Source organism: Bhargavaea beijingensis (assembly GCF_900101985.1).
Lineage (GTDB): Bacteria > Bacillota > Bacilli > Bacillales_A > Planococcaceae > Bhargavaea > Bhargavaea beijingensis.
Genome location: NZ_FNAR01000013.1, coordinates 1 through 14860 on the forward strand (window position 1 = coordinate 1; position 14860 = coordinate 14860).

Here is a 14860-nt window from a genome sequence, read left to right on the forward strand (position 1 = left end):
CAGATGGTCCTCCGGGACCATTTCATCAAGTGAGATCATTTCCAGTTGATCGCGATTGGTTCCATTCGATTTCGACAGCATATTCATCACCCGTTTTGTAGTCTGTTCATTCGATTATATAAACAGGTACGGTTTGCCTCAATAAGCCATATGGCGGATTGAAGCGGAGGGCCCGAGACACCTGCGGGAAAAGCGTTAGCCGAAGACCCCGCAGAGCGAAGCTCGAGGAGGCTAAGGCAACGCCCGCGGTAAGCGAGGGCCCGCAGCGGAAATCCGGAGGATTTTATGGAAAAGAAAAAAACTGCAGACAACGGAGTAATATACTCACTTTGTCTACAGTCTGAAACGGATCCGGAAAGAGTTTTCCGGATCCGTTTTTCACTTTCTGATGACGATGAAATTGCGGCTTGGGACGGCTTACCTTTCCGTCACTTTGATGTTGTCCAGGATAAAGCGGTCTTTCGGGAGGGTCGGCATGCGGACCATGTTGATGGTGAGGTCCTGCTCCGGCACATCATAGGATAAGTTTTCTGCAAGGTACCGCACGCTTTCTTCAATGATCATAACCGCGATCGGCTCACCCGGACACCGGTGTCCGGTTTCCGGATCTCCGCCGCCCTGCGGGATGAAGTTAAAGCGGTCATCGACGAAATCATGGAACCGGTCCGGGTTGAAGAGCTCAGGCTTCTCCCAGATGCGCGGATCCCGGTTGATGCCGTGTACATCCAGAATCACATGACGGCCCTCTTTAAACCGATAACCTTTCCATTCAAAATCTTCTTTGACAACAGCCGGAAGAAAAGGCGTGAATGGATAAAACCGCCGCACTTCATTGGCAAAGTTATTCAGTTCTTTCGTGGTGGATAGCTTGTTTTTCCATTCCGGGAAGTCATGCAGGGCAAGTGCTGCAAATGCGACAAACCGGGCCACAGCTACCGCAGGCCGGATAACGTTCAGAAGTTCGATGGCCGCCATATGGGCATCCAGCAGCTCCCCTTCTTCCTCATGGAAAGCGACCGTATGGACAGGCGTGCCTTCCTCGGCTTTCATCCTGCCGTCCCGTACCGCTTCGATCACTTCCTGAATCCAGCCTTCCGTTTTGATCCTTACCTTTTCTCCTTCACGGTATCTTTTCCCGATACCGCCTGCCGCATCGATCATGACGCCGACTTCATAGGCACGCCGCCACGATTCTGCGTCTGTAAGCGGAACACCCGTCCACCGGCACAAGGCTCTGAGAATCAGTTCCTCCGCCTCATCAAACAGCACAGCCCGTTTTTTCTGTTGCATTTCCAGTCCTTTGCGCTTCCACTCTTCCTGGAGAATGGTGCGGAGATGGGCCAGCCTCTCCTCTGTCATCATCGACATGAACATCGCTTTCCGGATTTTATGCTTCTGTCCATCTTTCGTATGGATGCCGTTTACGCCGAACAAGGTTTTCTGGATCCGCGCCGGCATTGCGCCTTCCCTTTTGATCTTGGATTCGTCGTAAAACAGTTCTGCTGCATCACGCCCGGTCATCACGATCATTTTCTTCCCCAGGATCCTCGCTTCAAAAACGTCGGTATCCATTTGGGACATGCGCTTTCCGACAAAGTTGTAACCTTCGGTGACTACGTTCACCGTGTTGTCGATCATCTTGATCTCCGGTATCTGTTTGGTCATCAGTACACCTCTTCTATCACATAGTTCTTTTTCTATTCCCTCATTAACTAACCGCATAACCTTTCTCCATTATGTCAGAAAGCTCAGAATCCACTTTCAATGGAAGCCCGGATGTTATACAATTAATTCGACTACCGTAAGACTAAGGGGGAACGACCATTGTCCGCAATTCCGCGTTCAGACGTGAAGCTTGAAGAAACATGGAACCTGAAAGATCTTTTTGCTTCGGAATCCGATTACGAAGCAAGGCTTGATGAGATTCGTAAAGCAGTTAGCGAGTTTTCCGAACAATTCCAGGGTAAAATCACAGATTCAGCTTCTGCTCTCGAAGCACTCAAAGAGTATGCCTCAATCTATGAATTGATCATTCCTGCCGGTACTTATGTGAGCCTTTTGCAGAGCGAAGACCAGGCAAACAGCGATCACCAGATGAGAGGAGCGGCTTTTAGCTCGCTCATGGCGAAAAGTTCGGCCGAGATGAGCTTTTTTGAGAGCGAGCTATCTCAGCTACCAGTTGAGGAACTGAAAAAAGCAATGGAACAGTCCGAGGACTTCCGCATCTACCTGAGAGATATTCTCCGGTTCAAGCCTCATAAACTTCATCCGGAAGTGGAAAAAGTGCTTGCCGCGTTTTCTTCCGTTTTTGATGCGCCTTATGAACTTTATAATGTGACAAAACTCGTCGATATGAACTTCCCTGCTTTTGAAGCAGGCGGAGAGCAGTTCCCGAACAGCTACAATCTGTTTGAAGGAACTTGGGAGACCGATCCGGACACGGAAAAACGCCGTGCTGCCTACAAGGCGTTTTATGACAAGCTGGCCGAATACCAGCACACGACCGCGAAGACCTATGACATCCATCTCCAGACAGAGAAGACAACCGCCGACCTTCGCGGGTTTGACACGGTCTTCGATTACCTGCTGTTCAACCAGGAAGTGGACCGGGAGCTGTACGATCGCCAGATCGACCTCATCATGAATGAATTGGCGCCGCACATGCGCAAGTATGCCAAGCTTCTGCAGGATGTTCACGGGATTGACAGGATGACATTCGCGGACTTGAAAGTGCCGCTTGACCCGTCGTACGAACCGAAAATTACGATCGAAGAATCCAAAAAGTATATCTTTGACGCCCTGTCGGTGATGGGCGATGACTATTCGGAAATGCTGAAGCGATCCTATGACGAACGGTGGACCGACTTCGCCCAGAACAAAGGAAAATCAACGGGCGCATTTTGTTCCAGCCCGTACGGCGTACACCCATATATCCTGATTTCCTGGTCTGGCAGCATGGAGGATGTATTTGTCCTCGCACATGAACTCGGCCATGCAGGCCATTTCTACAACGCCCACAAACATCAGGGAGTCTTTAATGCACGGCCGTCCCTTTACTTTATCGAGGCACCTTCGACGATGAATGAGATGCTGATGGCCAACCACCTGCTCAAGACCTCGGATGATCCGAGGTTCAAGCGCTGGGTCATTGCATCCATCGTGGCGCGGACGTATTACCACAATTTTGTCACCCACTTGCTGGAAGCCGCCTATCAGCGCAAAGTCTACGAGCGGATTGATGCCGGCCAGAGCGTCAATGCAGGCGTGCTGAATGAACTGAAGCGCGGCGTGCTCGAAAAGTTCTGGGGCAACGAGGTAACAATCGAAGAAGGCGCCGAACTCACTTGGATGCGCCAGCCGCATTACTACATGGGATTATACCCGTACACCTACAGTGCGGGGCTGACGATCTCCACGCAAGTATCCAAGCGGATTCTTGACGAAGGCGAGCCAGCTGTGAACGACTGGCTGGAAGTCCTGCGTGCTGGTGGCACAAAATCACCTGTTGAACTCGCAAAAATGGCGGGTGTCGATATCACGACGGATGCTCCGCTCCGTGACACCATCGCCTACATCGGAAGCCTGATCGACGAGCTGGAGCAACTGACCAAAGAAGTCGCTTCCAGCACCAAAGCTTGATCGGCCACTCCCTTCCCCTCCGCAATCGCGGAGGGCTTCTTTGATTTTTCTGGAATCCGCTGTATAATAAAGAATTGTGGCTTGCTCCTATGGAGTGAAGCGGGTAGGGAGAGGGATAATTGAATAGCAGGGTTTCACAATGAGAAAAGATTTTTTTGATTTGAAGGGACACGGGACAACGGTCCGGACGGAAGTGATGGCCGGGCTGGTCGGCTTCTTTACGATCGCCTATATCATAGCGGTCAACTCGTTCATCCTCGCCGAGTCCGGGATGCCGCTGGAGGGCGCCATGATCGCCACGATCCTGATTTCATTCGCCGGCTGCCTCCTCATGGGCTTCTGGGCCAACGCGCCGATTCTCCTTGTTCCCGGGATGGGCATCAACGTCATGTTCACTTATACGTTTGTCCATTCGATGGGACTGGATTACCGGACGGCATTGACCCTTGTGTTCATTTCCGGTGTCTTGTTCGTGGCGGTCGCCTTCTCGAAACTGGGGGCCATCCTGAATCGGGTGATTCCGCAGTCTCTCAAGGTGGCCATTACGGTCGGGATCGGGCTGTTCCTGATTTTCATCGGCCTGGAGAAAGGCGGCATCATCGACCGTGGCACCAGCTCCATGATTGCGCTGGGCGATCTCTCGGATCCGAAGCTGATCGCTACGGTCCTGACGCTTCTTATCGCGCTCGTCCTGTTCCTGAGGAATATCATGGGGCACTTTCTCTGGGCCATGATTGCAGGAACCGGCATAGCGGCACTGTTCGGCATTTTGCCTGACTCATCGGGGAACGAGAAAATTTCAATTGCTTCATACGGTGATGTGTTTGCTGCATGGTCGTTTGACAGTGTGCTGTCCATGGCGTTTATCGTCGGGACATTTTCCCTGACGATGGTGACCGTCTTTGAGAATATCGGCCTCGTACAGGCACATACCGCAGCCGCGGGCCGTCCGGAAAAGGCGGAGCGGGCTCTACAGGCGACTTCGCTGTCCGCGATGCTGTCGGGACTGCTCGGCTCGAGTACGCCGGTCGCAACCGCGGAAACGGGTGCTGTCATTGCAGCGGGCGGACGCACCGGGCTCAGCACGGTGACGGCAGGAATCTTGTTCCTGTTGTCGATTTTCTTTATTCCGGTCATCCAGTTTATTCCTGACAATGCCATTGCTCCGATTTTATTAATCATCGGAGGATTGATGGTCCAGAATATCACTGACCTGGAGACATCGGATCTGACTGAGGCGTTTCCCGCGATATTCCTGATCGCCATGATTCCGTTTACCCAGAGCATTGCCGATGGGGTAGCCGTAGGGTTCATCCTCTATCCGCTATTGAAGATGGCAAGCGGACGGGCCCGGGAAGTCGCCAAGCCGCTATACGTGATTGCAGTCCTCTTCATCTTGAATTTCGCAGTGTATCTGATTTGATAAAAAGGCTTTTCGGAGCGGTAAAACTCCGAAAAGCCTTTTTCTTTATACGGTTTTCCCGACAGGCCTTTTGACTCTGATCCTTTTCCTTACGGTTTCCTCTGCTGCGGCAGGCTCGCGGCCAAGCATGTAGTAATCCGTTTCTTCTTTTGATAACGATAAATATGTTTTTTTCATCAGGCTGTAGAAGATCAGGCCTGTCACCGCCCATCCGCCAAACAGCAGATAGGATGGCAAAGTCAGCGACCCGGGGGCGCCCGGGATCAGGAGGAGGGCAAGAAAGCCGAGGCTTGCCGCCATTCCCATCACTGACAGTGCCTGCTTAACCGGCTCCGCTCCGCGTCCTTCCCGTTTCTTTTTCGCCAGTACCTTGTACGCTGCGAGACATGCAAAGAAGTAACCGATCGAGACCCCTGTCGAAGACATGTCCACAATCCAGGACAACGCCGGCCGTCCAAACCACATCATCGGCAGCGTCAGCAAGGTGACAAACCAGATACCGGCAACCGGGATGCCGCTCTGTTTGGAGGTTTTCCGGAAAATCGCCGGCAGCGCCCGGGCCCGGGCCATTGAGAAGATCAGGCGGCTCGATGACATATAAAATCCGTTGAGTCCTGTGAAGATTCCCATGACGATGGCTACGGCCATCACGAATAGACCTGCCTTACCGAGGGCATTGGATACAATGCTGCCGGTCGCCCAGAGTTCTCCTCCGGTCCCCCCATTACCCGGGAAGGTCCAGGAAGTCACCCCGATCATGACCGCATAAATGGAGAATGAAGCCAGTAATGAAGCCACAATCAGGAACGTCGCCTTTTTCGGTGAAAAGTCAAATTCCTCCGCAGCCTGAGGAACATTGTCAAATCCGACATAAGCCCAGGGAGCAATCGCCAAAATGGTCAGTACCGCTGCAATCGGCGAAATCTCTCCGCTGAACATCCGTCCCATGTTGGCCAAAGGCTCGTCTGCGATTCCAAATGTCAGTGTCCCGAGAATAAACACCCCTGCGACGAGGAATAGGCTGAACCAGAACTGCAGACGACCCGATACATTTGTACCGGTCGAATTTACAAATGCAAACAGGATGAGCAAGATTGAAGAAATTGCAATTTCAGGTGCATAAATATCCCAGCCTGCTATTGAATAAAGATAACCCTGTTTCATGAATCCCGGCATCAGATACTTTAATAGCAAGGTAAACGCGGATGCGTTCAAAGCGACAATCGACAGGTAGCCAAGTGTCAGGAACCATCCGCATAAAAACGCCCATCTTTTCCCGGCTGCCAAGTATGCATATGTAAAGCCACCTCCGGATACCGGGTGTTCTTTGATCATGACCCCATAGCTCGAGGCTATCACCATCATGACCAGCGCTCCGATAAATAAGCCAATCATTGCCCCGGCCGGCCCTGCTTCCCTGATCCAGTCCCCGGGGAGGATAAACGCGCCCCATCCGACCGATGATCCGAGTGCGATGGCAAAAACCCATGACGGTTTTAGGGACTTTTCCAGCTTGCGCCTTCGGGGACGTTCCTTCTTGGAAGCTGTATTCTCTGTTTGTTGCATAGGATTCTCTCCCTTCAGATTTACCCCCCTTATTCCCTATCTCAAAATAGTAAAAACCAATAAGATCGTAAAACGGCGGAGCGGGGTACGCCCAAACGTATGGTGTACTTCCAGAGAAAGCCGAGAGTGATTGATAAGTTCATGATGCCGCCGGAACAAAAGTCTCAATGGCTTGATTTTAAAAGGCTTTCCGGAAAAAGTGTTCCGGAAAGCCTCATGGGCAGGTGTGCTGTTGAACTATGGATGAGCGGTTTTGCATACGGACCGAAGCCTCATGCCTGCAGCCGGTCGGCGCGGATTCCCATGGCAGCAGCCATGAACCGGGCAAATCCGTCGCCGAATTGGTCCATGTTCCGGGTAAACCGCTCATCTTGGACATACAATTGTCCAAGCCCCTTGAAGGCTTCCGGCGAATACGCATAACCCATACCGTTCAAGAATGCATGCCATTCACCGATGGCCCGCTGGACCTCTTCCGTTGCCGGGTCTTGATGCCTCATGGCAGCGAGTTTCCGGAACAGCGCCTCCATCTGTTCGCCAAGCCGCTTCTGCCCTTCCGGCAGCATGTTGGCCAATGCCTGATTGGAGCGGTCGACCGCCTCATTTCCCCAACGCTTGCGGGCTTCGTCCTCGTACGGATTGTTCGAGAAGTCAAACCCTTCGAACTTCTCCTTATCTGTCAATTCGATTTCTCCTTTCACATCTTGGATGGTGTTTTCAAGAGTCCGGATCATCCGGTCCAGTCTTGCCCGTTTCTCCAGCAGGGCTTCCCGTTGCAACTCCAGGGCTTCCAGCCTGTCGAAGTCCGGGCTTTCCAAAATTTCGCCGATGTGCTTTAGCCGGAAACCCAGTTCCCTGAAAAACAGGATCTGCTGAAGCCTTTCCAATTCCTGTTCGGAGTACTGCCGGTACCCTGCTTCCGTGACATGTTCCGGCGATAAAAGCCCGATCCGGTCATAATGATGCAGCGTCCGGACACTGACACCGGTCAGCTCTGCGACTTCACTTACTTTTCGAAGCATCCCGACCTCCTCCTTCAACTTATGAATCCAGTATAAAGTCTGACGCAGCGTCAGGGTCAACATTTTATTCCAACTAAAAATCTGAACTCGCATCCGTTGGGAGCGGAGCAAGTTCGGGGTGGTGGCTGTTACGATTTCACGAAAATCAATTTACCGGTCTGGATGATGACGAAAGGCACAAATGCCAGCCCATAGATTATAGACAACTGTTCCTTGTCCAGCGCAGCCGCATTAAACAGGCCGAACGTCAGCACAAGATTCAGCAAGATCACGCCGATCAGAAAAGCAATCCAGCAGGCAATATTGGAAAATAGGCCGATCCTGAATATAGACTCTTTTGAGCGGCAGTTGAAACCATGAAGCAGTCTTGCCAGGCACAGCGTTGCAAATGCCATCGTGGTGGCTACAGCGGGATTTTCCGCAGACAGCCCATACCGGAAAGCGATGATGGTGACAGAGGCAATCAGCAGGCCTTCCAAGGTGATTTGCCCGATATCCCGCTTGCTGAACAAGCCTTCATCCTTGTCTCTAGGTTTTTCTTTCATCACTTTTTTGCTGTGCGGTTCCAGTCCGATGGCAATGGCCGGCAAGCTGTCCGTCAAAAGGTTGATGAACAGCAGGTGAGCCGGCAGAAAAGGGACCGGAAGGGCGAGAAGGGAAGCATATATCACAACGAAAATCGCTCCCGCGTTACCGGATAATAAAAACTGAATGGCGTTTTTGATGTTGTGATACATGCTCCGCCCATTGGACACGGCTTTCACAATGGTTGAAAAATGATCATCAGTCAGAACCATGGATGAAGCATCCTTGGCCACTTCTGTGCCCGCCATCCCCATGGCAACCCCGATATCCGCCTGTTTCAGGGCCGGGGCGTCATTGACACCGTCGCCGGTCATGGCGACGACGTTTCCTTTTTCCTGCCAAGCCCGGACAATCCTGATTTTATGTTCGGGAGAGACCCGTGCATAAACGGAAAACTGTTCGATCCGATTCCTTAATTCTTCATCGGCCAGTTTCTCAATGTCTTTTCCTTCAACCGCCTCGGAAGGATCGGTCAAAATCCCGATTTGCCCGGCAATGGCAATGGCTGTGATTTTATGGTCGCCCGTAATCATGACAGGTCTGATGCCGGCACGGACACAATCGGCCACCGCCTGCTCCGTTTCTTCCCTCGGGGGATCCATCATGGCGATCAGCCCCAGGAATGTCAGTCCCTCTTCTTGCGCCATGCCCGGTATGGTTGGAACAATTTCTTTATAGGCAAGTGCAAGGACACGCAGGCCACCGTCCGCAAATGCATGGCCGGCCTGTCTGATGGATTCGATCTGCTGAAGGGTGAGGGTCCGGATGCCGCTTGCCGTCTCTATGCTGCTGATTCTTGGAATCAGCACGTCCATTGCGCCTTTGGTGATCATCACCTGCTTATGGCCGATGCGGTGGATCGTCGACATGAATTTCCTGCGCGAATCAAATGGAATCTCTCCAATACGCTGATTCCGCTCCCTCTCCGCAAGTTCGTCAAGCCCATATTGTTTTCCGATGTTGACGAGAGCAATTTCTGTCGGGTCTCCGATTTCCTGTCCGCCTGCCGTCATGGCATCGTTGCACAGAAGGCCCATGCGCAGCAGCTTTTCATGGTGTTGGTTGCCCGGCTGCAATTGATCATGGCCAAAAACCTTTCCATCTGCGTAGAACTTCTGAACCGTCATTTTATTCTGGGTGAGCGTTCCGGTTTTATCTGAACAAATGACAGAAATATTACCCAAGGTTTCTACCGCATGCAATTTCCGGATGATGGCATTTTCCTTTGCCATCTTCTGTGTCCCGAAAGCAAGGACGATTGTCACAATTGAGCCCAGTGCCTCAGGAATGGCGGCAACAGCGAGGGAAACGGCAAACATGAATGAATCTGTCAATTCGCGTCCGCGGACCACATCCAACCCGAAAACAATCAGGCAGATGACGGTGATTCCGATGGCCAGCACTTTCCCGAATTGATCCAGCCTTTCCTGAAGAGGCGTGCTTTTCTCCTTTGCGTGTTCAAGCAAATCTGCAATTTTTCCGATTTCGGTGTCCATGCCGATTGCCGTCACAACTGCTTTTCCCCTGCCTCCTGTGACAAAACTGCCCGAGAAGACCATGTCTTTCCTGTCACCCAGTGCGATATCGTCTGCTGATATGAACTTCTCGTTTTTTTCTGCCGGCAGTGATTCGCCGGTTAATGAGCTTTCATTCACTTGGAGGCTATGGCTCTCCAAAATGCGGGCGTCCGCACAGATATAGTCCCCGGCATTGATGACCAGGATATCCCCTGTAACGACTTCCCGTGATGGAATCTGGACGACTTGGCCATTCCTCCAAACAGTTGCAGTGGGAGCCGCCAGTGCCTTCAGACTGCTTAATGATTTTTCCGCTTTGACATGCTGGACCGTACCGAGCGCCGCGTTCAGCAACACCACGGTCAGAATGACAATCGAGCTTTCGACTTCCCCCAGAAACGCGGAGATGACCGCCGCAATATTCAGGATGATGACCAGGAAATCCTTGAACTGATCAATGAATACAGCGCCGGCACCTTTGCGCTTTTCCTCCTGCAATTCGTTGAATCCTTCTTTTTTCCGTCTGATCGTGACCTCTTCATCTGATAATCCCTGCCCGATCGCTTGAGGCTCGTCCAAGTTGGGCCTGACCGGTTTCAGCATGACATTCATGCAGTGATCCCTCCATCATTTATGCTATATCTCATGCGGCGGACAAGTTCTTCTACATGATGAAGGTATGCGGGACATGTCTGGTCCATGCGGTTTCTGCCTGCATTCCGGGGCATCGGTTTTTCCCGGGCCCATAAGAGGCTATACTTGTACCAGGAAGGAGTGGGAACATGAGCGACTATGAACATACAAACCGGTTAATCCACGAGAAATCCCCCTATCTTCTTCAGCATGCCCATAACCCGGTCGACTGGTATCCATGGGGGGAAGAAGCTTTCCGGAGAGCGAAGGAAGAAAACAAACCGGTCTTCGTTTCAATCGGCTATTCCACCTGCCATTGGTGCCATGTAATGGCCCATGAATCGTTCGAAGACGAGGAAGTCGCGGAACTGATCAACCGATACTTCATCCCTGTCAAAGTTGACCGTGAGGAAAGGCCGGACATCGACGCCATCTATATGGATGCCTGCATGAAGCTGACCGGCCAGGGCGGATGGCCGCTGAACGCCTTTCTCACCCCCGACCAGAAGCCTTTCTATGTCGGCACCTACTTCCCGAAAACGGGCAAGTACGGACGTCCGGGCATGATGGACGTCCTCCCGCAACTGCATGACGTTTATACGAATGATCCGCAGCGGATCAAAGAGATCGGTAACCGGATGAAGGAGGCGCTCGAAGTCAGGGCAGAACCCGGCAACGGGGAAATTCCGTCCTCTACCCTCCACCAGGCGTTCGGCCAGCTCGCGAGACTGTATGATGGTGTCTACGGAGGATTCGGCGGCGCTCCGAAATTCCCTTCGCCCCATCAGTTGCTTTACCTGTTCCGGTATTACAAATGGCATGGTGAGCCGCTGGCCTTCGAGATGGCGGACCGGACGCTGGATGCGATGGCTTCAGGCGGAATCTATGATCAGATCGGCTCGGGCTTTGCCCGTTATTCTGTCGATGAACACTGGCTCGTCCCCCATTTCGAGAAAATGCTGTACGATCAGGCGATGCTCATGCTGGCGTATACGGAAGCTTTCCAGATTTCCGGAGACGCCCGCTATTCCGGAATCGTAAAAGATTTGTTCCGGTTCATCAGACGTGAAATGACCCATCCGGAGGGAGGTTTCTACTCTGCGCTGGATGCTGACAGCGAGGGTGCGGAAGGCACCTATTACCTGTGGACGGAAGAGGAAGTTTACGCCGTATTGGATGAAAACGAAGCCGAAATCGTCTGTGCGGTATATGACATCACGCCGGGCGGTAATTTTGAGGGCAAAAGCATACCGAACATGGTCGGCCTTGATATAGACGCCGTCACCGGGGAATTCGGCATCTCTGAAGAAGAAATGGATCGCATCCTGGACGAAGCCCTTCCGAAGATGCTGGCTTACCGGGAAGCGAGGGTCTATCCGCATCTGGATGATAAAGTCCTCACTTCTTGGAACGGCCTGATGATCGCGGCCCTCGCCAAAGCAGGTGCTGCATTTTCCGATTCCGGCATGATCGAGACCGCAAAGCGGGCAGCCGATTTCATAACCGGAAACCTGGATGCCGGCGACCACCTTTTCGCCAGATGGCGCGAAGGGGAAGCCCGGTTCCATGCTTATCTGGATGACTATGCTTACCTGATCTGGGGGCAGCTTGAGCTGCACCAGGCAACAGGGGATGACCGGTTTGCGGAGGAAGCCGTGCGCCTTGCAGGCATTCTGGAAGACCGTTTTGCAGGCGGTCCGGGAGCATTCTTCTTTACCGACCGGGAAGGTGAATCCCTTCTTACTAGAAACAAAGATATACTAGACGGTGCATTGCCTTCAGGCAATGGCATTGCGGCCATGCAATTATGGAGGCTCGGCAAGCTGACGGCAGACGACCGATGGATCCGGCGGGCGGAAGAAATCATGGCGGAATTCGCGGGAGAAGCGGGCCAATATCCGAACGGCACGCTCAGCCTCCTGATGGCGCGAATGGCGTTCGAATCCGGCGGGCGTGAAATTGTTGTGACCGGAAGCCGGCCGGATGACCGCGCGGAACTGCTCTGTCAGTTCCGGGAAACTTTCCTGCCGTTTGATGTCTGGACAGAACCTTCGGATGGCCGCGGCCCGCTTTCCGGCCTGACATCAGGCAAAACGGACAACAGCCACCCGCTGACCGCTTTTGTCTGCGAAAATAACGTGTGCCATGCCCCTGTCCATGGTCCTGGAGAAATCAAGGTCGCACTGGGTCTGAACGCGGCTCCATGAAAAGTGTCATCTTGGGCGACACCCATATGCCTCGCATGGCCAAAGCCTTGCCTCCCATGCTCATCGCAGAGCTTAAGACCGCAGACAGGATCATCCATACCGGCGATTGGCAGACAATGGAGGTTTACAACGAACTAAAAAACTTTGCTCCTGTGGACGGCGTCTACGGAAATGCAGATTCCCAAGAAATCAGAGACCGGTTCGGCAGAGAGAAATGTTTTGATTTTGACGGCACTGCCGTCTCCCTCGTCCACGGTGACGGAAAGGGCAAGACGACACCCCTCCGTGCATTGGAGACGTTCAGGGACGAACAGCCGGATATTATTTTGTTCGGCCATTCCCATATCCCCTATCACGGAAAGCATGGTGAAATCGTCCTGTTCAATCCAGGCTCTCCGACAGACAAGCGGCGGCAGCCGGAATACTCCTTCGGCATCCTTGAGACAACGAAAAGCGGATTTTCCCTTCGGCATGTTTTTTACACCAGCAAAATGTAAAGCCCGGAAGACTCAACATCTTCCGGGCTTTACGTGTTTTAGGCATTCAGGTGCTTCGTGCAGTTATAGAGCGTGCACAGATTCCGGTCTTCATGCATTTCCACGACCGTCACTGATGTATTCAGGATTCGGTCCGACAGTTCCTGATCGGGAACGATCTCCTGAAGCAGCCGCCTGATAAACCCACCGTGCGAAACAAGTAACACATTGTTTTCAGGGCGCTGCCTGATTTCCTCAAGAAGCGCCACTCCGCGTTCCACCATGTCTTCATCGGGCTCTATTCCGAGCGAAGGCAGCAGAGACCGCCATTCAGCGCCCCATTTCTCGATGCGATTCTGTTCTGTCGTCCCTTCCAGCTGACCGCCGTACACTTCCATCAGTCGCTCATCAGCAACAAGCGGGATGCCGGGATTTGCTTCCCTGATGATTTCTGCTGTCCTGAGCGCGCGCTTCAGCGGACTGGCATAGATGATCTCCCAGTTTTCGCCCGCCAGTCGGACCGCCGCTTTTTCTGCTTCAGCAATGCCTTCCGGATCAAGCGGGATATCCGAATGCCCCTGCCATATCCGTTCTTTGTTCCACGCAGTCACACCGTGGCGGACAAATCCGATCCGTTTCATACAATCCCTCCCCCGCCCGCTCACGGGCCGTTCTCTATTTATGTTTCGACCGGAAGAAGCAGAATCCTTCCCGCGAAATAAAAAGACCGCATGATGCGGCCTTTGTTAAGGATACTCTTTAACCTATCATCTGCGCATGCAGCCTTTCCTGCGCTGTTGCGGGAATGACAAATTCCGCCTCAATCGGCATGTGATCGGATGCACTCGTTTCGATGACACGCGCATTGCGGATCTCCACCGCTCCCTTGGAGAAAAGGTAGTCTATCCTGGCTGCGGGCTCTGTGGTGCCGATCCCGTCCTCATCTCGATAACGGCTCGGAAAAGTAAGCGACTCCCGGGGGCCGACACCAGCGAATGCATCCAAAAACCGCGACCGGACTTTTTGAATCTCCGGATGATCCGGAACCGCATTAAAATCTCCTGCAATCACTGCCGGGAAAATCGTATTTTCCGCAATTTCAATCAGGTCCAGGATATTTGACCGAATACCTTCCTCATCCAACGACAGATGGGTATTGAACAAACTGAGATAAGTTCCGCCGATTTCAATGACCGTTTCCAGGACCCCTCTCGGTTCCGCATCGTCCGGAGGTTTCTCAATATCCCGGTAAGGATGGTTGATTGCATAGTTAATCGGAAAACGGCTGAGTACCGCATTGCCGAATTTCCTGGCCGGCTGTCGGGGGGTAAGCGGCGGCTTGACCAGATTCGGCCCGTAGCTGTAGGACATGTCCAGCATGGCGGCAAGGCGTGCGGCCTGGTCTTCATAGCCGCTCCGGCCGGAATAATGGCTGTCCACTTCCTGAAGGGCGATGATGTCGGCTCCGGCTGATTCAATCACCCTGGCGATCCGTTCCAGATCGACCTTGCCGTCCATGCCCCGGCCATGGGCTATATTGTAGGACATAATGCTCACCGCACTTACAGTACGCGCTTCTTTCACTGCCATCCGCTCACCCATCGACATTGCCGGTTTTCCTGTCATGAAATCTCTCCTTTGCGTGGTTTCTCTGACCGGGAAAATTGCTGGCTGTTCCCTACTTACTTTAGCCACACAACGTTATGAGAGTGTAAGAGCCGTGTTAAAGTTTGTAAAGTTGGTCTGGCCGTGTCCGGTCTTCCGGATGATCCGGGTGTGAAACAAACGCGCT

Annotated in this window: 10 protein-coding genes; 4 read left to right on the forward strand and 6 right to left on the reverse strand. The window is 52.7% G+C overall.

The genetic code is table 11. The annotated features are described in order from the left end of the window. Positions 1–417: 417 nt before the first annotated feature. Positions 418–1665, reverse strand: a complete 1248-nt coding sequence (locus BLT01_RS10210) for a cytochrome P450 (RefSeq protein ID WP_176765119.1) — start codon at positions 1663–1665, stop codon at positions 418–420. 159 nt (positions 1666–1824) lie between these two features. On the opposite strand from BLT01_RS10210, the gene pepF reads away from it, so the two are divergent. Continuing rightward, a complete protein-coding gene (gene pepF, locus BLT01_RS10215) occupies positions 1825–3639 on the forward strand; it encodes an oligoendopeptidase F (protein WP_092097590.1) in 1815 nt (604 codons plus the stop codon). 139 nt (positions 3640–3778) lie between these two features. Beyond that, positions 3779–5062 carry an NCS2 family permease gene (locus BLT01_RS10220; RefSeq protein ID WP_092097591.1) on the forward strand — a complete coding sequence of 428 codons (1284 nt, stop codon included), beginning with the start codon at positions 3779–3781 and terminating at the stop codon, positions 5060–5062. A gap of 45 nt (positions 5063–5107) precedes the next feature. Here BLT01_RS10220 and BLT01_RS10225 read toward each other — a convergent pair whose 3' ends face one another. The 3 genes from BLT01_RS10225 to BLT01_RS10235 form a co-directional block, all read right to left on the reverse strand. Next, positions 5108–6628, reverse strand: a complete 1521-nt coding sequence (locus BLT01_RS10225; RefSeq protein WP_092097592.1) for an APC family permease — start codon at positions 6626–6628, stop codon at positions 5108–5110. A gap of 272 nt (positions 6629–6900) precedes the next feature. Next, positions 6901–7650, reverse strand: coding sequence for a MerR family transcriptional regulator (locus BLT01_RS10230; protein ID WP_092097593.1), 750 nt, complete (start codon positions 7648–7650; stop codon positions 6901–6903). A gap of 128 nt (positions 7651–7778) precedes the next feature. Next, the gene (locus BLT01_RS10235) at positions 7779–10364 is read right to left on the reverse strand and encodes a cation-translocating P-type ATPase (RefSeq protein ID WP_092097594.1); all 2586 of its coding nucleotides are present in this window, start codon (positions 10362–10364) and stop codon (positions 7779–7781) included. A gap of 170 nt (positions 10365–10534) precedes the next feature. Here BLT01_RS10235 and BLT01_RS10240 point away from each other — a divergent pair, with 170 nt between their 5' ends. Together BLT01_RS10240 and BLT01_RS10245 are read left to right on the forward strand one after the other, a co-directional pair. Beyond that, positions 10535–12592, forward strand: a complete 2058-nt coding sequence (locus BLT01_RS10240) for a thioredoxin domain-containing protein (RefSeq protein WP_092097595.1) — start codon at positions 10535–10537, stop codon at positions 12590–12592. After that, a complete protein-coding gene (locus BLT01_RS10245; protein WP_092097596.1) occupies positions 12589–13089 on the forward strand; it encodes a metallophosphoesterase family protein in 501 nt (166 codons plus the stop codon). The genes BLT01_RS10240 and BLT01_RS10245 overlap by 4 nt, the downstream gene beginning before the upstream one ends. A gap of 38 nt (positions 13090–13127) precedes the next feature. Here BLT01_RS10245 and BLT01_RS10250 read toward each other — a convergent pair whose 3' ends face one another. Both BLT01_RS10250 and BLT01_RS10255 read right to left on the reverse strand, forming a co-directional pair. After that, on the reverse strand, positions 13128–13709 hold the full coding sequence (locus BLT01_RS10250) for a histidine phosphatase family protein (protein WP_092097597.1): 582 nt from the start codon (positions 13707–13709) through the stop codon (positions 13128–13130). 118 nt (positions 13710–13827) lie between these two features. Next, positions 13828–14694: an endonuclease/exonuclease/phosphatase family protein gene (locus BLT01_RS10255; RefSeq protein ID WP_092097598.1), complete on the reverse strand. Its 867-nt coding sequence runs from the start codon at positions 14692–14694 to the stop codon at positions 13828–13830. Positions 14695–14860: the final 166 nt, after the last annotated feature.